Annotated in this window: 20 protein-coding genes; 14 read left to right on the top strand and 6 right to left on the bottom strand. The window is 54.4% G+C overall.

Annotation, left to right across the window (positions count from 1 at the left end):
• The first annotated feature begins 60 nt into the window (after positions 1–60).
• The 6 genes from WW58_RS02490 (at position 61) to WW58_RS12805 (ending at position 4,714) form a co-directional block, all read left to right on the top strand.
• Entirely contained in the window at positions 61–876 is an 816-nt protein-coding gene (locus WW58_RS02490) for a hypothetical protein (protein WP_046435138.1), read from the top strand.
• Positions 877–902: 26 nt separating this feature from the next.
• On the top strand, positions 903–2,489 hold the full coding sequence (locus WW58_RS02485; protein ID WP_102739699.1) for a hypothetical protein: 1,587 nt from the start codon (positions 903–905) through the stop codon (positions 2,487–2,489).
• 5 nt (positions 2,490–2,494) lie between these two features.
• Entirely contained in the window at positions 2,495–3,112 is a 618-nt protein-coding gene (locus tag WW58_RS02480; RefSeq protein WP_022197661.1) for a hypothetical protein, read from the top strand.
• 103 nt (positions 3,113–3,215) lie between these two features.
• Positions 3,216–3,833, top strand: coding sequence for a hypothetical protein (locus WW58_RS02475; RefSeq protein WP_128153560.1), 618 nt, complete (start codon positions 3,216–3,218; stop codon positions 3,831–3,833).
• Positions 3,834–3,911: 78 nt separating this feature from the next.
• A complete protein-coding gene (locus tag WW58_RS02470; RefSeq protein WP_128153561.1) occupies positions 3,912–4,526 on the top strand; it encodes a hypothetical protein in 615 nt (204 codons plus the stop codon).
• Between the two features lie 44 nt (positions 4,527–4,570).
• A complete protein-coding gene (locus WW58_RS12805) occupies positions 4,571–4,714 on the top strand; it encodes a hypothetical protein (RefSeq protein WP_022197664.1) in 144 nt (47 codons plus the stop codon).
• Positions 4,715–5,008: 294 nt separating this feature from the next.
• On the opposite strand, the gene WW58_RS02465 is transcribed toward WW58_RS12805, so the two are convergent.
• Together WW58_RS02465 and serS are read right to left on the bottom strand one after the other, a co-directional pair.
• Positions 5,009–5,788: a hypothetical protein gene (locus WW58_RS02465; RefSeq protein WP_022197665.1), complete on the bottom strand. Its 780-nt coding sequence runs from the start codon at positions 5,786–5,788 to the stop codon at positions 5,009–5,011.
• Positions 5,789–5,824: 36 nt separating this feature from the next.
• Positions 5,825–7,105 carry a serine--tRNA ligase gene (gene serS, locus WW58_RS02460; RefSeq protein ID WP_046435239.1) on the bottom strand — a complete coding sequence of 427 codons (1,281 nt, stop codon included), beginning with the start codon at positions 7,103–7,105 and terminating at the stop codon, positions 5,825–5,827.
• A gap of 360 nt (positions 7,106–7,465) precedes the next feature.
• Between serS and WW58_RS02455 the strand changes: the two genes are divergently transcribed.
• Complete coding sequence (locus tag WW58_RS02455; protein ID WP_022197667.1) at positions 7,466–8,572, top strand: zinc-dependent alcohol dehydrogenase; 1,107 nt, start codon at positions 7,466–7,468, stop codon at positions 8,570–8,572.
• A gap of 98 nt (positions 8,573–8,670) precedes the next feature.
• Here WW58_RS02455 and WW58_RS02450 read toward each other — a convergent pair whose 3' ends face one another.
• The gene (locus WW58_RS02450) at positions 8,671–9,120 is read right to left on the bottom strand and encodes a hypothetical protein (RefSeq protein ID WP_102747872.1); all 450 of its coding nucleotides are present in this window, start codon (positions 9,118–9,120) and stop codon (positions 8,671–8,673) included.
• Between the two features lie 82 nt (positions 9,121–9,202).
• The gene (locus tag WW58_RS02445) at positions 9,203–10,060 is read right to left on the bottom strand and encodes a carbon-nitrogen hydrolase (protein ID WP_046435126.1); all 858 of its coding nucleotides are present in this window, start codon (positions 10,058–10,060) and stop codon (positions 9,203–9,205) included.
• 103 nt (positions 10,061–10,163) lie between these two features.
• On the opposite strand from WW58_RS02445, the gene WW58_RS02440 reads away from it, so the two are divergent.
• The 7 genes from WW58_RS02440 (at position 10,164) to WW58_RS02410 (ending at position 20,048) form a co-directional block, all read left to right on the top strand.
• On the top strand, positions 10,164–11,168 hold the full coding sequence (locus tag WW58_RS02440; RefSeq protein WP_046435125.1) for an AAA family ATPase: 1,005 nt from the start codon (positions 10,164–10,166) through the stop codon (positions 11,166–11,168).
• Positions 11,169–11,206: 38 nt separating this feature from the next.
• The gene (locus WW58_RS02435; RefSeq protein ID WP_046435124.1) at positions 11,207–12,109 is read left to right on the top strand and encodes a DUF58 domain-containing protein; all 903 of its coding nucleotides are present in this window, start codon (positions 11,207–11,209) and stop codon (positions 12,107–12,109) included.
• A gap of 116 nt (positions 12,110–12,225) precedes the next feature.
• On the top strand, positions 12,226–12,798 hold the full coding sequence (pth, locus tag WW58_RS02430) for an aminoacyl-tRNA hydrolase (protein WP_012421144.1): 573 nt from the start codon (positions 12,226–12,228) through the stop codon (positions 12,796–12,798).
• Positions 12,799–13,061: 263 nt separating this feature from the next.
• Positions 13,062–15,587, top strand: a complete 2,526-nt coding sequence (locus WW58_RS02425; protein ID WP_128153562.1) for a transglycosylase domain-containing protein — start codon at positions 13,062–13,064, stop codon at positions 15,585–15,587.
• A 12-nt stretch (positions 15,588–15,599) separates the two neighbouring features.
• A complete protein-coding gene (locus WW58_RS02420) occupies positions 15,600–17,150 on the top strand; it encodes a hypothetical protein (RefSeq protein WP_046435122.1) in 1,551 nt (516 codons plus the stop codon).
• A gap of 26 nt (positions 17,151–17,176) precedes the next feature.
• The gene (locus tag WW58_RS02415) at positions 17,177–18,565 is read left to right on the top strand and encodes a nicotinate-nucleotide adenylyltransferase (RefSeq protein WP_046435121.1); all 1,389 of its coding nucleotides are present in this window, start codon (positions 17,177–17,179) and stop codon (positions 18,563–18,565) included.
• 211 nt (positions 18,566–18,776) lie between these two features.
• Entirely contained in the window at positions 18,777–20,048 is a 1,272-nt protein-coding gene (locus WW58_RS02410) for an adenylosuccinate synthase (protein ID WP_046435120.1), read from the top strand.
• Between the two features lie 74 nt (positions 20,049–20,122).
• Here WW58_RS02410 and WW58_RS02405 read toward each other — a convergent pair whose 3' ends face one another.
• Positions 20,123–20,308 carry a hypothetical protein gene (locus WW58_RS02405; protein ID WP_046435118.1) on the bottom strand — a complete coding sequence of 62 codons (186 nt, stop codon included), beginning with the start codon at positions 20,306–20,308 and terminating at the stop codon, positions 20,123–20,125.
• A gap of 157 nt (positions 20,309–20,465) precedes the next feature.
• A complete protein-coding gene (locus tag WW58_RS02400) occupies positions 20,466–21,191 on the bottom strand; it encodes a PEP-CTERM sorting domain-containing protein (RefSeq protein ID WP_046435116.1) in 726 nt (241 codons plus the stop codon).
• Positions 21,192–21,265 lie beyond the last annotated feature (74 nt).

Genomic DNA, 21,265 nt, shown 5'->3' with positions numbered 1-21,265 from the left:
ATTTCTTGACATTTTTCAATTTTTATCTCCCATTATTCCATAAATAGACAGATATGTTCCATGCATCCGCTGTTCAACATTTCCTCTGTTTCTTTGCTGGCAGGACTTCTTTTCCTGTTGCAGGCCTCCTTTAACCACGCATGGGGAAGTAGTAAGCCGCCGGCATCACCACAGGAGCCCCAAACGTTCATCCTGCCCCTTTACCTGAAATCCACGCCTCTTTCTGAAAAAAGGCAGGTCTTCCGGAAATCCCTATCCGCCTTTCCTTTTGCTAAAAAGAATCCGAGAATCCATCAATTTGTCCGGGAATATCCGGCTTTGACCTTTGACGAAGGCGTATCTCTTTTCGTTCAACGGACCGCCATGGGACAAACACCTGGTGATGTTTGTGCCCGCCTCAATGAATTGACAGCCCTGATGCAGCATAAAAATATGCAATCAGGGCAACGCCGCTCCTGCCTTACCGGATTTTTGGAAAATGCCTTTCTCCGGACGTACTCCCCCTTGGATATGGAAGCTTTATCGCTTTGCGCCCTGATGGAACTGGAAATGGAGGAAGGATGCCCATTGATCCTTCGGTCTCGCATTTTAAAAATTTGGGAAAGCGCAGCTATATCCATGGAAAAAGGAACCGGCATGCAAAGAAAACTGGCAGCTCTTTTATTTATAAGGACACTGCGGCATGGAAAAGAAGATCCTTATTTAATGGCCCGTTGCGGATACCGGTTAGCCAATCTTTATATACGCATGAATGAACCGCAAAAAGCCCAGTGGGCAGCATCCTTTATTCCGCCTATTCGGGGCATGGAAGGCGCCCGTGCTTTAATCCGGAAATGGACAACACCCGCTTCCAACAAAAAAAAGCGTAAAAAATAATCTCATTCAACCTGCCTGATCATCATATGGACAACGCATTCATCTCCCGATGTTTTCTTCAAATGCCTGTTTTGCTTGCAATTGCCGGCATTGCTGCACTATCTGCCCTCCTCGCAAAAGGACAACAAATTTATGAAGGGAAGACAACATTGGAATATTCCCTGTCTCCGGTTGAAGTGGTAGCCAATCTTTCCCAGCTTGCAGATAAATTGAAACAATGCTGCGCCGGAGAAGTGAAAATCCCAAATACAACGAAAGTCACTGACCCAAAATCTCCCTCTACTATTCCTTATAATGGAAAAATTTCCCTCAAGGATTTTAAGGATGAACGTATTAGCCAACCTACTACTGTTGCGTGGCTTTCATTGGTTTCCGACGATGGGTGCGACATTTCTTATACCACAGGGAACGGAGAAAAAACAGACTGGTTAAAAGAATACGGAAAAGGGCATGACATTTCCAAAGGGCGCCGGGATTGCCCGCATGTCCTGAAAGCAGGTTCTTACAATTTCCAAATCAAATATTCGCAAACCTATTACAATCCCAAGCCGGGCACAAGTGATTTGGACGGCATCAGCCTTGTAGTCGCTCCCATTGTCGTGGACATTTGCATTGGAGAAAAATCGATCCCATATAGTAAAAGCCACCTTTTCTTGGAGAAAAAAACAGAACTCCGGCTCGCTATCAACAAAATTTACCTGGCAAAAGGGCCTTCCGAAAACTCCGAAGACATATCCATCACATGGGAAGCTCAAACTTACTCCAAATGCCCGCAACGATTTAATGGAGTTATTCTGGCGTGCAACCATACGTTCCAACCAAACAACGGCGCCTGGAAACCCATCGGCAAAGGCCCATGCATCACCTATACTCCAACGGAAGCAGAACTAATTCGTGTGACCATCGGTGATAAAAGCTTTTATTACGAAGGCATTCCCAATCGTTTAGGAGAAATTTACTGGGCCATCCGCCCCTGCCAGGGACTGCCCATGGCAAACCATCACTTTCTGCTCTTTGTCCCTGACGACCCGGTAAAATTAAATCTTCCGAACCCTGGGCTTGCTAACTGCACCGCTATCCCCGGAATGAAAATCATCACTATCGGAGGGGATGCAGGGCCAGAAATCAAATACCGAAAAAAACTCAAAATCATCCCAGCTGCCGGAACCGTTTATTATAAGTGGATTTATGAATCCCTATCTCCTCCATTTGCTCAAGCAGGTGTAGCCAGCAAATATATTGATTGCTTAACTAACATGGTTTACCATAAAAATGACAATCCTGATATAGTAGCTGTTGAAAACTGGTTCAAAAACAACCATGATAAAAAATTTACAAATTTTACAAATATCATAGCCATTCAAAACAAGGAACTATTTCAAAAAGTTCTTCATTTTTCACAAAGTTATAATGAGCAGGAACGATATCTAACCAATCCATCAACTAACCGAAATCCAGAAAGTACAGAAAATGGATCAAATTGTGCTTCCTTAGTTTCTTCTATTTTACAGTATAGCGGAGCCACTTGGGAACAGATACTTGAATCAGCTGACACAAACGGCATTGATGTTGGAGAACGCCATCTTATCCCTATTAAACGTTTTAATCCCTAATTTTCATGATACAATCAACCACCATAGCATTCTTATCGTCGGCTTTTATATATTTCTCAGTTTGCCAAGGAGATATTTGTCAAATCAATGGTCTGAGTCCAGAAGATTTGAAAAATCTCTCTTATGACCCTCCAAGGAATGAATTGCTTTCTGAGGCACAAGATAAAAAGGCATGGCAGACATTCGTTGAAACCTATGAAGTGCCTGTAGGTAAAGTACAGGATTGGTATAATTCCATCAGGGATAAAGATTCCGCTGATGCTGCAGCCGATGCGTTCAAGAGAGATGTCCTGCCCATTCTTAAAAAGCTGACGGGACGTTCTGCTGATATAAAGAAACAAGTCCTTGCTATTCCAGCTTCTTCTGAAATGCAAAAACTGATTCTTTCACGTATCCTCACATTGCAGAGCCGCTTGCTAATAATTTTTCTTCCTATGCAAGACAGTAAAAAGTCAAGTTCCGATGCTTATTATCATGGCAGTGAAAAACTCTTTGACATATTTCTAGGTCTAACGTCAACAACAGCCATGGATATTTCAAAATTTATTGAAACTCAAAATGAAGACCAGGAAAGCATTGAAGCAGCTTTCAAAGAACCATGGACAGAGACATCATCTTCTTAAAAAGCAGGTTACATAGAAATTGCGTTGATCTCTATTGAATTTCCATCCTTCTTTTATTCCCCTTCATTCAGGAACCCTGTCATGCTTCCATAATCTGATGATCTTGAAATACTCAATCTTCCTCACCGGTTGCATCTTCCATTTTTATTTATGTTCAGCATCCTATGGGGATACCTGCCAAATCAATGGACTGGAGCCGGAAGTACTGAAAAGCCTTTCTTACGAACCGCCCAACAAGGAATTGCTCTCCACCGGACAAAATCAAAAAGCATGGCAGACTTTCATTGAAAACTATGAAATCCCTATCCGTAAGGTTCAAGATTGGTATAATTCCATTGTCGATAAACAATCTGCCGATGCCGCAGCCGATTCTTTCAACAAGGATGTTCTGCCTATTCTTAAAAAACTAACGGGACGAGCTGCAGACATGAAAAAACAGGCTCTTGCTATTCCAGCTTCTTCTGAAATGCAGAAATTCATATTCTTACGCATTTCTCAGCTGCAGGGACGACTGCTAATTATCTTCCTGCCTATGCAAAATGAAGAAAAGGCGAGTCCAGAAACATGCTACCGTGGAAGCACAAAACTTTTTGAAATTATTCTGGGATTAACATCCCCATCAATGATTGACATTTCAAAATTTATTGAATCTCAGAACGAATCACAGGAAAGTTTTGAAACCGTTTTCAAGGAATCATGGCCTGAAACTCCATCTGCTTAAAAAGCAGTTTACAGCAGAATTGTGCTGATTACCATTTCCTCCCCTTTCCGTTCCATCATGATTCAATACCTGATAATCATGAAATATTCCATCATCCTCACATTTGCATCTTCCCTCCTTATTTATGATTCAACATGCTATGGAGACGCCTGCCAAATTAACGGTCTGAGCCAGGAAGAGTTGAAAAATCTCTCTTATGACCCTCCAAGGAATGAATTGCTTTCTGAGGCACAAGATAAAAAGGCATGGCAGACATTCGTTGAAACCTATGAAATACCTGTAGGCAAGGTACAGAATTGGTATAATTCCATCGTGGATAAAAATTCCGCAGACGCAGCGGCAAAATCTTTTTCTACGGAAGTTTCACCTATCCTTAAAAAACTTACAGGACCCGCTGCCGATATGAAAAAGCAGGTTTTATCTATTCCTGCTTCATCCGAGATGCAAAAATTTATTCTTTTGCGCATTCTTCAGCTTCAAAGCCGTCTGCTGGTCATTTTCCTACCTATGCAGAGTGAAAGGGAAATGGACGACAACACCTGTTACCGAGGCAGTGATCTTCTTTTCGATACTATTCTGGAACCTACAGCTCAATCAGCCCTGGACGTTGCCAAATTCATTGATTCCCGGAATGAATCCCAAGAGCATATAGAAGCTTCATTTAAAGAGCCCTGGTTCACATCTGCCGAATAAATTATTAATAGTGCAACTATTCTAACCTTTATTTGGCGCAGGATGTGAAAAGCATCTTTCCGGAATCCCGTCCTCTGCTGGAACAATACCGGGAACTGGGCCTGGCGGACATTTCCCCGGAACAGAGGCTCATCCTGAAAGGCCGCGGACGCCTGCTCGTGGACGCCATTGCAGCGGAACTGTGCTGACGGATAGTTTTTCCGCCTCAGAGATCAGCAGTCTGCGGAATCCGATGCGAACCGAACACTGAAATAAGCGGGCATGGTCTACTTTGTTCCCTGATTTTCAATATCCAAGGAGCATCCCGCAAAAAAAGATACCGGTATCTGCGTATTCGGATTTTGTTTTTTTATCCCGGCTCTTTGGGAAAGGGATTTCTTTTTGTGACCATGCGGCTCTCTGCAAAAAGATTCCATGCAACGGGAATTTCAGCAAGGGGCGCTTCACAAAAACAATACTTCACGCCGGCAACACCCACGTATCTAATCAATCTGGAACTGGCGTGCCATTTTTTTCAACCACCAGTCCCGGTGCCTCATCTCGTCCCGGCTGCGTTCCAGTTCCCGAAGCTCGCTGCCCCGCATCCCTCCCTTCATATAGCGTTCATCCAGCTTGCGCGCCTCCGCACGGGTATCTTTCCGCAGAGCTTTGTAAAACTGGGCCCCCGTCACCAGCCCGCCGGCTGCACCGCTCCGACCCACCAGGTTCATGTAAAGTTTCTTCAGCCTGTTGTAATCCTCCACCACCTGGTTATATTTCAAAGCGGCGTACTGGTAACGCTCCTTCCAGTCCTCCGGCCCCGGATTGACCAGACGGTCATCCAAAGAACCGGGAACCGGCGCGGAAGACGGGGATGCCAGCCCTCCGGAGGATAATGACGTAAGCGGCGGAGGCTGGGGAACGGGCCTGCGGCTTGTCTTGGGAATACCGCCGACCGTCACGGAAAGGGGGGAGCGTTCCTCCAGCAGAGCGTCCATGCGTGCCTGTTCCAACGTTTCCCGCAGATGGGCACGTTCTTTCTGCAGGGACGCGTTCAAGTCGCGTTCTTCTGAAAGCGACTGCTTCAGCGACCGCATGCCGCCGGACATTTCCGAGTAAACCAGCGCATAAGCCCCGATGCACCCCAGCAGAAAGCCCAGGCCCAGCATGATGCCCCTTTCCCGCCACGGTCCAGGACTGCGTTCCGGAGCCGGTTCCGAAATGTCCGGTTCCGGCTCATGGGAAACAGTCAGGTAATGTTCCAGAGGGCCCTCGTCAGGCATGGGCTGATTCAGGGTTGGGACGGGAGAAACGTCGGTTCAGGCCTGTTCCGGGCGGATGCAGTCCGCGCCGAAATACGGCACAAGCGCCTCCGGAATCCGGATGGAGCCGTCCGGCTGCTGGTAAGTTTCCAGAAGGGCCACATACAGCCGCGGCAGAGCCGTGCCGGAACCGTTCAGGGTGTGGCAGAACTGGTTCCTGCCGTCGGCATCCTTGTAACGCAGGCGCATGCGGCGCGCCTGGTAGTCCGTAAAACAGGAACAGGAGGAAACTTCCAGATACTGCCCCTGTCCCGGAGCCCATACTTCAATATCATACGTCTTGGCGGAGGAAAAGCCGAGGTCGCCCGTGCAAAGTTCAATCACGCGGTAATGCAGCCCCAGTTTTTGAAGGATGGATTCCGCATGGCCGCGGAGAACTTCCAGCTCCCGGAAAGAGTCTTCCGGCTTTAAAATCTGCACCAGTTCCACCTTGTCAAACTGGTGGACGCGGATCATGCCGCGGTTGATGCGGCCGGCGCTTCCGGCTTCCCGGCGGAAGCAGGGCGTGTACGCGGCCATCTTGATGGGCAGGTCGCTTTCCTGTAAAATGGTATCCCGGTACAGGTTGGTGACCGGAACTTCCGCCGTGGGGATCAGGAACATCTGCTGGTCTTCCGTGCCGTACATGTCTTCCTCAAATTTAGGAAGCTGGCCGGTGCCTTCCATGCACTCCCTCTTCACCACAAACGGAACGCCCACTTCCTGATAACCGTTTTCCACGGTCTGCGTATTCAGCAGGAAGTTGATCAGGGCGCGTTCCAGACGGGCGCCCGCCCCACGGTACACCACAAAACCGGAGCCCGTAATCCGCGCTCCGTCTTCAAAGGAAATCATGCCCAGATTCGCGGCCAGTTCCACATGGTCCTTCGGGTTTTCAATGGCGGGCTTTTCTCCCCACAGCTTGATTTCCGGGTTGGCCGTTTCATCCGCGCCCACGGGACATTCCAGGTGCGGCAGATTGGGAATGTTCATCAGCAGGGAGGTGAGCTGGGCTGCATTTTCCTCCGCGACACGGTCCAGTTCCCGGATGCGGTCCCCGATTTCGCGCACGCGCGCTTCAATAGAGGACGTGTCTTCCCCCTTCTTTTTGAGCATGCCGATCTGCTTGGAGGTGGCATTGCGCTCGGACTGCAAGGCCTGCTTTTCCGTTTCGGCATTGCGGCGCGCCTCATCGCAGGCCAGAACGTCATCAACAAGCTTCCACGCGTCGCCGCTGCGGGGCTTTAACCGCGCTTTCACTTCTTCCGGATTTTCTCGTATTACACGGATGTCGAGCATAACGCGCACAGCTTGCACTCCATCCCCCCGCCACGCAAGCCAAATGAACGGCCTTCCATGGAAAAACGTTACCCTTTCACGGAAAAACGCTGCGCGCAGAGGCATGCTTTCCCGAATGCCGCCCCTTTCCGGAAACTACCGTTTTTCCCGTGTCAGACAATGATTTTTTTCCTTCTCAGGAAAACCGTACAGCAGGAGGACCGGACTCTCCATGTTTCCGGGAATCATGGACATCCGGCGCCAGGGTGTATTGCAGGAAGGACCGGGAAGGAAATTCCTCCCGTTTTCAACAGGCGGAGTTCCTTTCATCACTATTTGTTCTTGAAGAATCCGGGCGGCTAAGGATAGTGTAAGGACATCATGCAACAAACCGCACGCGCCGCTGTCCTGACAGCACCAAAGACATTTGAAATCCGTGAATATCCCATTCCCGCCATCGGAGACGATGAAATGCTGATCAAGGTGGAAGCCTGCGGCGTTTGCGGAACGGACGGCCACGAATACAACCGGGACCCCTTCGGCCTCTGCCCCGTGGTTCTGGGCCATGAAGGCACCGGGGAAATCGTCGCCATGGGCAGGAATATCACTAAAGACACCGCCGGAAATCCCGTAGCGCTGGGGGACAAGATCGTCACCTGCATCATTCCCTGCGGCACCTGTGACGCCTGCCTGAATACTCCGGCCCGCACCAACCTGTGCGAAAATGTGGGCGTGTATGGCCTGATGCCTGACGACGACGTGCATCTGAACGGCTACTTCGGGGAGTACCTCGTCATCCGCAAGGGCTCCACATTTTTCAATGTTTCCGGCATGACGCTGGACCAGCGCATTCTGGTGGAACCCGCCGCAGTGGTGGTCCATTCCCTGGAACGCGCCAAGTCCACCGGGCTCCTCAAGTTCAATTCCGTGGTGCTCGTGCAGGGCTGCGGCCCCATCGGCCTTCTTCAAATCGCCACGCTGCGCACGCTGGGCATTGAAACCATCATCGCTGTGGACGGCAATGACTCCCGCCTGGAACTGGCCAGGGAAATGGGAGCCTCCCGCACGTATAATTTCACCCGGTACGCGGATCTGAACGAACTGCTGGATGCCGTGAAAAAGGACAACGGCGGCCGCCTGGCGGACTTCGTCTTTCAGTGCACGGGCGTAGGCAAGGCCGGGGCCAACGCCTGGAAGTTCGTGAAGCGCGGCGGCGGCCTGTGCGAAGTGGGCTTTTTCATGGATGGAGGGGAAAGCGTTATCAACCACCATTACGACCTCTGCAACAAGGAGGTGACCGCTGTAGGCTCCTGGGTGTACTCCCCGCAGGACTACCCAACTACATTCGACTTTCTGAAGCGAGCCTACGGCATCGGCCTGCCGCTGACCAAGCTGATCTCCCACCGCTTCAAGCTGGATGAAATCGCGGAAGCCCTGGAAACCAACGTCCAGATGAAAGGCATCAAGATTGCCGTCATCTGCGGCTAGCCGGAAAACTCTTCATTTCTTCCCATGCCGCCGTTTTTCAAAAACGGCGGCTTTTTTACGCCATCTTTCCCCGTAAAAAACACTCAGCCTCCCAAAGATTAATCATCATCCCAATCCAGAAAACGGCCCGTATTGGGAGGACAGGCCATAGCGGAAACGATTTTTTCCTTCAACCGCTCCAGTGCATCAGGGTCAAGAACCATGGGTTCGCTCGCTTTAAGGCACAAACCTTTCCGGTACACCTGCCTTTCCAACGTCAGATATTTATTGACGATGCCATTGGAATTCAGGGCGGCGTCAACGACGAAATGCAGCAGATAATCAGCATCTCCAAGGTAGAAATCAAACTCATAAATCCAGGAAAAACAGTATTCTTCGTCCTCTTCGCAAATCATTTCCCTGGCAGGAATTCCGCAATCATACAGATGATTGAGTTCCCTCAACAGGGTCAGAATATGCTCACGCCTCCGCACGGTTACCTGGCATCCCAGCTCCCCAACCATGCCCTGAAGGCAGTCGATGACCAAATCATCACACTGTTCTTCCATGTCAAGGAGAACTTCCCGGACCTGCGCCCACTGCCGCTCCAATGGTTCCTCGGAATACATAAACCGGGCAAAGGGGGAAGGTTCACCTGCCCCAGCGTTCCGTAATGCCGCCGTAGGAGTCAATGCGGCGGTCACGGAAAAAGGGCCAGATGCGGCGGTGGTCTTCCAATGCGTCCAGGTCAAGGTCCGCGTACAGGATGGCTTCATCGCTGACGGGAGCCTTCGCCACAATCTGGCCATAGTAGTCCGCCACAAAGGACTGCCCCCAGAATTCGCTTTCCCCTTCCGTCCCCACCCGGTTGACGGCGCAGACATAGCAGCCGTTGGCTACGGCATGGCCGCGCTGTACGGTTTCCCACGCGCAGTGCTGCTGTTCCCCCAGCAGGGGCTTTTCCTCCGGCAGCCAGCCGATGGCCGTGGGGTAAAAAATGATTTCCGCCCCCTGCATGGCCGTCAGGCGCGCGGCTTCCGGGTACCACTGGTCCCAGCAGATGAGCACGCCGATGCGGCCGAATTTGGTGTCGAACGCCTTATAGCCCAGGTCGCCGGGGGTGAAGTAGAATTTTTCTTCAAACCCGGGATCCTGCGGAATATGCATCTTGCGGTACATGCCCAGGAACGAACCGTCCGCATCCACCACCCAGGCGGTATTGTGGTAAAGCCCGGTGGCGCGCTTTTCAAAGCCGGAGGCAACAATCACCACGCCCAGTTCCGCCGCCAGTTTCCTGTGGGCTTCCGTCAATTCCCCGGGAACAGGTTCCGCCAGGTCGAATAAATCGCATTCCTCCGTCCTGCAAAAGTATTCCGTGGTAAAAAGTTCCTGGGTGCAGACAATCTGCGCGCCGTTGGCGGCGGCTTCACGGATGGCGGATTCCGTCTTTTCCTTGTTCACGGAAGGCCGGGCATCTACGGACAGTTGAATGAGTGCAATTTTCGGCATGCCCCTTCCTTACCCCGTTTCCCTTCCCATTCCAAGCAGGGAAAATGAACGTGGCGCGATTATTTGGTGGAAAACGGCCCGGAAAGTGCTATGAAATTGCAATATGGAACCCGTCCCCCCCACTCTGCCCGACGACGACGTAGCCGCCATTGACCGGCTCGGCGCCATTTACAAGGAGCTTTCCTCGGAATTGAGCAAAATGATCATTGGCCAGCAGCGCGTCGTGGAGCTGCTGAGCATCGCCCTGTTTTCCCGCGGGCATGCCCTCCTGATGGGAGTTCCGGGCCTGGCGAAGACGCTGCTGGTCAGTTCCGTGGCAAAAACGCTGGACCTTAGTTTCAACCGCATCCAGTTCACGCCGGACCTGATGCCCGCGGACATTACCGGCACGGACATCATCCAGGATGATTCCGCCGGCGGCAAGCGCCAGTTCGAGTTCATCAAGGGGCCCGTGTTCGCCAACATCGTGCTGGCGGACGAAATCAACCGCGCCCCCGCCAAAACCCAGTCCGCCCTGCTGGAGGCCATGCAGGAGCGCCGCGTCACCGTCATGGGCCGCACCTTCACCCTGCTCCTCCCCTTTTTCGTGCTTGCCACCCAAAACCCCATTGAACAGGAAGGCACCTACCCCCTGCCGGAAGCCCAGCTGGACCGCTTCATGTTCCTGATTGAAGTGGACTACCCCACGGAGGAGGAGGAAATGCGCATCGCCCGGGAAACCACCGGAACCCGGAGCGAGGAACTCAAGCACATCCTCTCCGGGGAGGAAATCATCTTTTACCAGGATCTGGTGCGCCGCGTTCCCGTTCCGGAACATATTTACGAGTATGCCGTGAAACTGGTGCGCGCCACCCGCCCCACCCTGGAAACTTCCCCGGAATGGGTAAAGCAGTATGTAGCCTGGGGCGCAGGCCCCCGCGCCGTCCAGTTCCTGATTCTTGGGGCCAAGACCCGCGCCGCTCTCCAGGGCAGCTACATCGTCCGCAGGGAAGACATAGACGCCATTGTGGAACCTGTGCTGATGCACCGCGTGGTCACCAACTTCGCCGCGGAATCCCAGGGCATCACGCCCCGTAAGGCCGTGGCGCGCCTGACGGCGGAAATCTGACCGCCGTCCCGGCATCATCAATCCCCTTTCCCTGCCCCATGAAATACCTGAATCACAACCTGCTCAGCCGCCTGGGGAACCTTCCCCTGGAAGCGCGCCACAGCATGACGGGGAACGTATCCGGCCGCCACAGAAGCGCCAGCCGCGGCTCCTCCGTGGAGTTTGCGGAATACCGCAAATACGTGGCCGGAGACGATACGCGCCGTCTGGACTGGAAAGCGTATGCACGGTCGGACAGGTATTACATCAAGGAGTTTGAAGCGGATACCAACCTGCGCGCCTACATCGTCATGGATCTTTCCGGCTCCATGAATTATCATCCGGAGCAGGTGGAGACCAAGTATATGCGCGCGTGCAGGCTGGCGGCCAACCTGGCTTACATTGCCATCCGGCAGGGAGACGCGGTGGGACTGAGTTTTGCCCGGCAGACGAAGGACGGCGCCGCGCTGCACATCCCCGCCTCCCGCCGCCCCGCCCACCTGAACGTGCTCATCAGCCAGATGGACACGCATTCTCCGCAGGGGGAGACCGTCCTTCCCGATACCCTGCATGAACTGGCGGAACGCGTCGGCCGCCGCGCCCTGGTGTTGATTTTCTCAGACCTGTTCACAGATACGGCGGAGCTTAAAAACGCCCTCCGCCACCTCCATTTCCGCAAGCATGACGTAGCCGTATTCCATCTGGTGGACCAGCTGGAAATAGATTTTGACTTTGACCGCCCCATCCGCTTCGTGGACATGGAAGGCGGCGGCTCCCTGATTACGGAGCCGGACCTTATCGCGGACGAGTACCGGGCTATCGTGGCCAGCTATCTGGAAGAAACGCGCCGGATCTGCACGGATATCAATGCGGACTACCGCCTGGTCGGAACCGGAGATTCCCTGGAAGACGTGCTGACCGGCTTCCTGATGGGACGTCAGAAAAAGAAGGCGGCCGGATAAATGCCCGGCTGTCTCACGGAACGGTTGATTGCTCCGCGGAACGGATGCAGGATGCACCCAGACGCTCCCCGGATTGCAGGAAGCGTCTGTTTTTCATCTCTTTCCCTTTTTCCATTGTGGATGCACCCGTTAAAATGATCGTGGGCCTGGGCAACCCGGGCAGAACCTATGAAGACACCCGCCATAACGCGGGGTTCATGGTGCTTGACCGCCTGGCCGCCCGGTGGGGGGCCGTATTCAAGGCGGACAGGCAGCGCAAGTGCGAGGTGGCCGCCGGCCCCGGCGTCCTGCTGGTGAAACCCTCCACGTTCATGAATGAATCCGGTCTGTGCGTGGGCCCCATGATGCGGTTTTTCAAACTGGATCCCCGCAGCGTGTTCGTCATTCATGATGAAGTGGATTTCCCCCTGGGCGTGATCAAGCTGCGGGAAAAAGGCTCCGCAGGCGGCCACAACGGCATTAAATCCCTCATCGCCCACATGGGCACCCAGGAATTCCCGCGCCTCCGTTTCGGCATCGGCCAGCCCCGTGGCAAAGGGGAAATGATAGGGCACGTGCTGGGCAAATTCCGCCCGGAGGAACGCGAGCTTCTGGACGTGACGCTTGGCAAGGCGGAGGACGCCGTGCTGTACACCATGGAACACGGCATTACCAGGGCAGGCAATATTTTCAACGCTGTTCCAGGCTGACAGCCGCATGAAAGGCCGCCCCATTTGCGCCATGACGCATCCCTGGACGGGCCGGAGAGCGTTTTTTCCTGAAGACGGAGCAGTCCGGGCTGCAGGATGATACGGCTGCCTCAGGCGCCCGGCGGCGTCCAGGAATACTCAGGGGGCGCGCATGCCTTCTTTTTTCGCCCGCCCGCCATGTACGGTATTGCTAAACAAACGGGAATCCGTTAGGATTTTTGCACCTTTTCCCCTCTCCTCAGGACCAATCCTGCTTCATCTTCATGGCTGAATTAAGTTCACAAGCTCCCCGCAGGCACATGCAGGCCAACAAAAGGCGGCATCCCAAGGCAAAGCCCAGGAAACGATTCTGGAGCTTTATCCGAAAGCTTGTCCTGTGGTGCCTGGTGATGGCGGCTATCGGCGCGGCCGTGGGATACTTCGGATTCATGATGGCCTGGAAACGTTATGACAACTGGGCGGCGGAATTTGATCTGGAACGCATCAATGACCTGGAAAAACCCAGCATTATTTATGACCGGAACGGGGAGGAAATAGGCCGTATTTATGTGGAGAACCGCAGCTACGTCACGCTGGACAAAATCTCCCCCGCCATGATTAATGCGCTGATTGCCCAGGAAGATTCCCGCTTCCGGGAACATCCGGGCTATGACTTCCTGGGGATTCTGCGGGCAGGCCGGGAGTATATCCACAACAGCGGGGACGCCAACCAGGGCGCCTCCTCCATCACCCAGCAGCTTGCCAGAAATGCGTATGACCTGAAAAACCGTGCCAAAGCCAGGAATGAGGGCAGCTTTGGCCGCAAATTCGTGGAAATAGCGCTGGCGCGCCGCATTACGGAACGGTACAGCAAGGACCAGGTTCTGGAATTTTACCTGAACCGCGTTTACTTCGGCAGTGGGTTTTACGGCATCCGGGCCGCTTCCCTGGGCTACTTCGGCAAAGAGCCGGCGGATCTGACCACCCGGGAGGCCGCCTCCATCGCCGCCCTGATCAAAAACCCGAACGGACTTTCCCCTCTGAATAATCCGGCTAGCAATCTGAAATGGCGCAACCACGTTCTCAACCGCATGGCCAAGGAGAAATACATTACGCCGGATGAAGCGGAACGCCTCTCCGCCATGGAGCTGGGGCTGAATCCCAAGCCGCTGAAACGCGGCGTCTCCCACATTTACGACCGCATTTCCTCAGAAATCACCGCATACCTGGGGGAGGAGCGCGTCAATGCCGCCGGGCTTAAAATTTACACCACCATTGACAGGCAGCTCCAGGAAGTTACCGGAAAAGCCCTGGAACAGGCTCTGGAAAACATTGAAAAACAACCCGGTTACCGTCATCAGAAGGCCGCAGACTACCACAGCGGTTCCGCGAACAAGCCGCGCTATCTGGAAGGAGCGCTGCTGGTGGTGGACAACAAATCAGGCGCCGTCCTGGCCTACCACGGAGGCAGGGATTACACCAAGCGCCAGTATGACGCCATCAGGGACGGAGCCCGCCCCACCGGCACCTCCATCCTCCCTTTCCTGTACGCTACAGCCTTTGACACGGGAAAAAGCCCTGTCACCCGCATTCTGGACGATGCCATCGACAACCGCCTGACGGGCATCGGCGGTTCGGAAGGAATCCTGGGGGAATGGGGGGCGGAAAACTCCAAAAACCGTTATGAAGGCATGATTACCGCCCACCGCGGCCTGTCCGCCTCCAAAATCGCCGCATCCCTGCGCATGGGGATGGAGATGGGCACGGCCCCGTTCGTCAAGAAGCTGACGGATTTCGGCATCCGCAAGCCCGTGAGGGAAGCGGGCAGCACGGAAGTAAATCCCGTTTACCGCCCCAAAATTTTCGTGGGCACGGAGCCTGCCTCCCTGAAGGAAATGACGCTGGCCTACACTGCCATCCCGAACGGGGGTTCCCGCCCTCAGGATATTTACTATCTGGACAGGATAGAAGATGAAGACGGCCAGCTGATCTGGGAATCCACCCAGGCGATTGAAACCCGGAACAATGCCCAGATACGGAAGGGGGCCACATCCACAGCCACGGCTTTCCAGCTTCACAACATCCTGAATTCCTCCCTGAAAAACGGTTCAGCCCAGCGCGTTGCCCCGTATCTGCCGAAAAACTTCAAGGGCGGCGTGAAAACAGGCACCACGTACGACTTCGCGGACAACTGGCTGTTTGGGTATGACAGCCGCATTACCTGCGGCATCTGGGTAGGGTTCCTGGAAGGCAAAAAGCCCATTTATCACGGAGCCTTCTCGTCAGACACCTGCGCTTCCGTGCTGGGCGCCGCCATCACGGAAGCGGAACGGCAGTTCCCTGCCGGAGAACTGGCCCCTCCCCCCAGCGTAGAACGGGTGGAAATCTGCCTGACCACCGGGAAGAGGGCCACGCACAGCTGTTATGACATTGACCCGTCGGATAAAAAATACCGCCGACACACCATATTCGAATACCTCCGCAAGGGGGATTCCAGCCTGCCTTTCTGCGACCTCCACGGGGAGGACGTCTCCGCACCCGTCTCCACCTTCACGGCCCAGAACCGCATTCTTCCCCTGCCGCCCATCCTGCCCACCAGGCCCATCCTCCAGGGGGACGATCCCTACCATACGGAGCTGAACCAGGTCCCGGCCAACCGCAACTTTGAACTGCTGGGGGCTGGCGAAAACGTGCCGGAAGCGCAAGCCATTTCCGCAGATCCCGTTTCTTCAGACCATACGGATACAAGCATTACGCTGCCGGCGCCCAGGCCCATCACCATTCCCGTGCCGGAATTCATCCACCTGTAACTTTTTCCCCTCATGCCTTCCCCATCCCAGGACACGGTAGCCTGCACATGCCCGTCATGCGGCAACCTCTTCGCCGTGAAGGCGTCTTTTCTGGGACGCCAGGTAAAATGCCCCATCTGCACCGCTTCAGTCACAGCCAGGCAGGAAGAAAAGCCCAGGCCGGAAACGGAAGAACAGGACGCCGTCCCCTGCCTCTGCCATATTTGCGGCAATTCCTTTGCCGTCAGGGCCGCCTGCGTAGGCAGCCGTGTGGAATGCCCCGTCTGCCACTCCGCTGTCACGGCCGTCAAACGGGAAGAAGCGCTTTCAACATTCCCGGGCCGGACGCCTGAAGCTGCAGAGAAAGCGCCCGGAAATCCGAAACACACGGCTATTCCGCCATTTGCCGCCGGTGTTCCGCACACTTCCGCGTACTCCGCTCCGCATACACCGCTCGCACCAAAGAAAAAGACGGACAAACGGACCATTTCCGTTCACGGGCCCACCACTCCGGGCCCCAATAAATCCACGACAAAAATCCGTAAAAGGAAAGAGGGAAACGCCGCTCCGGCCATTGCCGCGCCACGCTGCGCCGCCCTGGCCCCGGAAGAGCCGGAATACCGCGCTGCCGCCGCGGATACCATGCGCAGTGAACGCCGGCCCACCTGGCATATATGGCTTTTTGTCGCGGGACTGGTTCTTTCCCTTCTGGGCGTGTTCATGTTCCTGCGCGGGAGGGATATGGAAGCGGAAAACTCCAAACTTCTGAATATCTCAGACCGGTTCGTGGATCATGAAGCGCTCTTTTCACAGGAAGTGAATAAAGACCTGCTGGAGCAATTGCAGCAGAGGGAGCGGCAATACCTCATAGCCCACAGCCGCAGGGAGGAAGACCGGAAGGCGGAATCCATTTCCCCCCATATTACGGCGGCCATGAATGAACTGGCCCTCTACTGCATGGCGGAATCGGATGAAGAGAGGCTCAACTACGTAATGAATCCCGCAGCCGTAGCCCCCAAAATGGCCTATTGGGCCTCCTACGGCCAATACAAGGACTACCTGCCCCAGGAAGCGGGCAGAAGCTCCAAAAACGGGGACCTGCTTCAGATCTCCGTGCTGATGGACGACAACACTATCCGCCCTGCGGTTTTCCTGTATGACCGGAATTCAGGAAAATGGAAGCTGGACTGGGAAGCCTGGGAGGGCTATTCCCCCATGCTTCCGGCGGAGCTGGAAGCCAAAAAGCCCTCCACCCCCGTTCCCGTCAGAATCATCCTAAGCATGTCCGGCATTTATCAGCCCCCTTTCCTGGAGGAATCCTCCGCGGAAAGCTACCGCAACACGTCATATCTCAACTTCACCCTTGAGTTCCCCAACGGGGAACGCCTGAATGCGTACGTGGACAGGTATTCCCCGCTTGCCCTGGAACTGACCAGGCTGCTTTACAACGGCCCCGTGCGCACCTGCGTGCTCATCCGCTATCCGGAAGACCTGCCCGGAAACCGGGCCGTTATTATTGACCAGCTTCTGCACTCCGGCTGGATGAGCGACGCCACCCGCAGGCTTCTTCCCACCAATAATTGAAAATCAAAAATCGGTTCCCGCTTTCCATGAGTTCCAAAGCACTAGCGCAAACACAGGACAAAGCCCTCCAACTCAACCTGGCTTCCACCATTTACGGCACCTTTGCGGAAATCGGAGCCGGACAGGAAACGGCCAACTGGTTTTTCCGGGCATCCGGAGCCGCCGGAACAGTGGCCAAAACCATTTCCGCTTATGACATGACCGTCAGCGACACCCTGTACGGGCCGGTCAAGCGCTACGTTTCTGAAGAACGACTGAAAGGCATGCTGGACTACGAATTTACCCAGCTCGTCAACCGCCTGGGCCCCCAGCGTGGCAAAGACACCCGCTTCTTTGCCTTCTGCAATACGGTAAAAGTCAAAGGCTACCGGGACAACGGCCCCTGGCATGGCTGGATAGGGGTGCGCTTCCAGCTGAAACCGGAGGCAAAACCGTCCGACCTGATTATTCACGTTCGCCTGAACGACCCGGACCACGACCGCCAGATGAAGGACCTGGGCATCCTGGGCGTCAACATCCTGCACGCCGTCTTTTTCAAAAGGGACCGTCTGGAGGAATTCATTGAATCCCTGGTGGACAATCTGGATCCCCGGCTGGTGGAAATAGATGTCGTCCGTTTTGAAGGCCACGGTTTTTCCATGGTGGACAACCGTCTTTTCGCGCTCCAGCTCGTCCAGTCCGGCCTGACGCCGGCCACCCTGTTCCTGGCGAACGGCCAGGTGGCCCAGGCGGCGGATGTGCTGTACAAGCGCCCCATCGTGTTGATGAGGGGCAGTTTCAACCCCGTCTGCAATCTGCATCTGGAAGTCATGGCCCAGGTGAAAAAAACCTTCCTCTCCCACATCAATGAGACGCAGGCGGACCGCTGCATGGAAATTTGTGAAATATCCATGAATAACCTGCTCCGCGGCGATGATGTGGACCATCTGGAATTCCTGGACAGGGCGGACAGCCTCAAGGCTCTCGGCAAAAACGTTCTGATTACCAAAATGGCCCGTTTCGACAACCTGTCCGGGCTGCTGGCGCGCTACACGAGAGAACCCATTGCCATCGCCCTCTCCATCGGCCTGCTGAATGAGCTGTTCAAGGAAAAATGGACGGAGGACATTCCCGGAGGCATTCTGGAATCCTTCGGACGCACCTTCCAGAACAAAACGCGCCTGTACGTCTCCCCGTGGCTCAACCGCAAATCCGGGGAATTCGTCACGGCACGCACTTTCCGCGCGCCGGAACAATACGTGCACCTGTACCAGCACTTCCTGGCGAACGGCCTGGTGGTGGACGTGCCCTTTTTCAATGAATTCCTGCTGCGCCACACGCCGCGGGACATCCAGCGCATGATCGCTGCGGATGAAGACATCTGGAAAACGCTGGTTCCGGAGGAAGCGCACCGTTCCGCCCTCCACTTCCGCTGAGTTCCTTTTCAGCAGGCCGCCCCTTCCTCCCCGCGGCACGGCCCTCCCAATGCCGCGGTCTCTCCGTTCCTGAAACCGGATAATCCGGCACGGCCCCTCCCGCCTGCCCTGCCGGGCTTCCCGCCACTGGTCAGGAAAACTTAACAATTCCGTAAGATTGTCTTGCCATAAGGCAGGAATCTCATTAAGGTCTTCGAGTTCCATTTTTATCATGAATACCATTATTATCGGCTCCCAATGGGGCGACGAAGGCAAGGGCAAAATGATCGATTTCCTGACGGAATCCGCCGACGTGGTGGCACGCGGCCAGGGCGGCAACAACGCCGGCCATACTGTAATTGCCAATGGAAAGAAATATATTCTCCACCTGGTTCCCTCCGGCATCCTGTGGCCGGACAAGCTTTGCGTCATCGGTAATGGTGTGGTGCTGGACCCCATCGGCCTGGTGGAGGAAATCAATGAACTCCGCGGCCAGGGCGTGACCATTACAAAAGACAACCTTCTCATCTCCGACCGCGCCCACGTGGTCCTTCCCTTCCACAAGGAAATGGACGCCGCCCAGGAATCCGCCCTCGGCAAAAAAGCCATCGGCACCACCAAGCGCGGCATCGGCCCCACTTACGCGGACAAGGCACGCCGCATCGGCGTGCGCATGGCGGATATGAGGGATCCCGCGATTTTTGACGAAGTGCTGCGCCGCCGCATCAAGATGGCGAATGCGGAAATGGAACGCATGGGCCTTCCCGCTATGGATGAAGAAAAAATGGTGGCGGAAGTAAGCGCCGCCGCGGATGTGCTGCGCCCCCACATCACCAACACCATTCCGGTTATGCACGAAGCCGTGGCCTCCGGAAAAAGCATCCTCTTTGAAGGGGCCCAGGGAGCTTACCTGGATGTGGACTTCGGAACCTATCCGTTCGTCACCTCCTCCAACACCTCTTCCGCCGGCGCCTGCACCGGCACGGGTGTTCCTCCGCACAAAATTGACCGCATCATCGGCGTCTGCAAGGCCTACACCACCCGCGTGGGCGCAGGCCCCTTCGTCACGGAGGATGAAGACATCTCCAACCATCTGCACAGCATGGGCCGCGAATTCGGCGCCACCACGGGCCGCCCCCGCCGTTGCGGTTGGTCTGACGGCGTGCTGCTGCGCTTCTCCGCCATGTTCAACGGTTTTGATGAAATGGCCATGACCAACCTGGACGGCTACGACAAGTGCCCGGAAATTAAAATCTGCACGGGTTACGATCTGGACGGGGAAATCCTGGCTTATCCGCCCGCCACAGTGGATGAATGGGAACGCTGCAAGCCCGTGTATGAAACGGTGCCCGGCTGGATGCAGGACATTTCCTCCTGCCGTTCCTGGGAAGAGATTCCGGAACAGGCCAAGAAATTCGTCAAACGCATGAGCGAGCTCATCGGCTGCCCCGTCACAACCGTGGGCGTAGGCCCCGACCGCGAACAGACGATTGCCGTGCAATAAACCTCGGCAGTTCTCGTTATTATTTCCTTCAAAGCAGTTCCGCATACATGGCGGAACTGCTTTTTTATTGTCAGCTAATAAAGGCCGAACACACGTTTCAACGCTTTCTCCGCCACCGTTTCTCCACGGCAGCGGCATGGGAAAAACTTATTTTCCACCCTGCATCTTTGCATGAAGCGCGGAAATGCCTCCTCTAAAACACATGAAAACGGCAATTTTGCCGCTTCCAGGTCAGGAAAAAACAAATAAATATCATCCAAAACAGCCCAGCGGAACTGGTGAAGCTGCCGTTGGAAAGCCCATGCCTGGGAGTTCCCGGAATGATTTGACGGATACGGATACTTCCCTCCTGATGATAATAAAAGAGGAGGCGGGATCTTTCCCGCCTCCTGTAAAACAGCAATTGGACTCCCCGGCTCAGGCACATCTGCGGCGCATCATGAGGGCAGCCAGACCAATCAGGCTGAGGGATGCCGTGGCCGGTTCGGGAACGGCAGCCGCCTCAATGGCATTAAGATTGGCTTCCTGGGAAGCATTAGCCTGCAACGTGGTATTATCCACGACAAGGTATTTGACGTAATCCGTGCCATAGGTAAATGAAGTCAGGGCTCCGAACCCGCTCGCTTTCAACCCTGAATCCTGACCACCATAAGTGGTGGCGGTTCCTTCGGAATCAACCAGGGTCAGGTAAGTCCAGGTTCCGGTGCTGGTAATCTGATAAGTGATGGCGGCGGATTCATAGCTGTTTTCGGTGAACAATTCCTTCAATCCCGTATTCAAATTGAGTTCAGAACCGTTGACAGAAGTAATCGTGCGGTTGTAGTTCTCTCCTTGCCAGGAACCATAAATGCCCGCCGTGGGAGTTCCTGAAGAAACGTAGTTGAGGCCCAGGCCGATCATATTATTATTGGCGGAAAAAATATTCGCCTTGACGTTACCTGCCAGAATGGCGTTTTGGAAAGCCTGAGCGTCCAGGGCCATGGTCACGGAGAAATTGCCGTAACCGGAGTTTATACCCTCCGTCAGGGTATATGATCCGCCTGCTGCCTGCAATTCACTGGAATCCAAAGTAAGGACGGTTGCCCCCTGAACCATGAGGGAAGAAGCTACTACACAAGAAAGCAAAAATAATGTTTTCTTCATTTGACTGTTCTAGGTTGAAAAGAAAAGAGCGACGCGCTCTCCCAGTGCGGTACATATAGGGGATTTAGAATCCG

The organism is Akkermansia sp. UNK.MGS-1, from assembly GCF_000980515.1.
Taxonomy (GTDB): Bacteria; Verrucomicrobiota; Verrucomicrobiia; order Verrucomicrobiales; family Akkermansiaceae; genus Akkermansia; species Akkermansia muciniphila.
This window is presented reverse-complemented; position numbering and strand designations above follow the sequence as displayed.

Excerpts from the sequence above, each read along its gene's own strand:
- WW58_RS02480 (WP_022197661.1), top strand. The coding sequence starts at position 2,495 with ATGATACAATCAACCACCATAGCATTCTTATCGTCGGCTTTTATATAT.
- WW58_RS02485 (WP_102739699.1), top strand. The coding sequence starts at position 903 with ATGGACAACGCATTCATCTCCCGATGTTTTCTTCAAATGCCTGTTTTG.
- WW58_RS02420 (WP_046435122.1), top strand. The coding sequence starts at position 15,600 with ATGCCTTCCCCATCCCAGGACACGGTAGCCTGCACATGCCCGTCATGC.
- WW58_RS02425 (WP_128153562.1), top strand. The coding sequence starts at position 13,062 with ATGGCTGAATTAAGTTCACAAGCTCCCCGCAGGCACATGCAGGCCAAC.
- WW58_RS02415 (WP_046435121.1), top strand. The coding sequence starts at position 17,177 with ATGAGTTCCAAAGCACTAGCGCAAACACAGGACAAAGCCCTCCAACTC.
- WW58_RS02435 (WP_046435124.1), top strand. The coding sequence starts at position 11,207 with ATGAAATACCTGAATCACAACCTGCTCAGCCGCCTGGGGAACCTTCCC.
- WW58_RS02410 (WP_046435120.1), top strand. The coding sequence starts at position 18,777 with ATGAATACCATTATTATCGGCTCCCAATGGGGCGACGAAGGCAAGGGC.
- serS (WP_046435239.1), bottom strand. The coding sequence starts at position 7,105 with ATGCTCGACATCCGTGTAATACGAGAAAATCCGGAAGAAGTGAAAGCG.
- WW58_RS02400 (WP_046435116.1), bottom strand. The coding sequence starts at position 21,191 with ATGAAGAAAACATTATTTTTGCTTTCTTGTGTAGTAGCTTCTTCCCTC.
- WW58_RS02445 (WP_046435126.1), bottom strand. The coding sequence starts at position 10,060 with ATGCCGAAAATTGCACTCATTCAACTGTCCGTAGATGCCCGGCCTTCC.
- WW58_RS02450 (WP_102747872.1), bottom strand. The coding sequence starts at position 9,120 with ATGGAAGAACAGTGTGATGATTTGGTCATCGACTGCCTTCAGGGCATG.
- WW58_RS02440 (WP_046435125.1), top strand. The coding sequence starts at position 10,164 with ATGGAACCCGTCCCCCCCACTCTGCCCGACGACGACGTAGCCGCCATT.
- WW58_RS02455 (WP_022197667.1), top strand. The coding sequence starts at position 7,466 with ATGCAACAAACCGCACGCGCCGCTGTCCTGACAGCACCAAAGACATTT.
- WW58_RS02490 (WP_046435138.1), top strand. The coding sequence starts at position 61 with ATGCATCCGCTGTTCAACATTTCCTCTGTTTCTTTGCTGGCAGGACTT.
- WW58_RS02470 (WP_128153561.1), top strand. The coding sequence starts at position 3,912 with ATGAAATATTCCATCATCCTCACATTTGCATCTTCCCTCCTTATTTAT.
- WW58_RS02465 (WP_022197665.1), bottom strand. The coding sequence starts at position 5,788 with ATGCCTGACGAGGGCCCTCTGGAACATTACCTGACTGTTTCCCATGAG.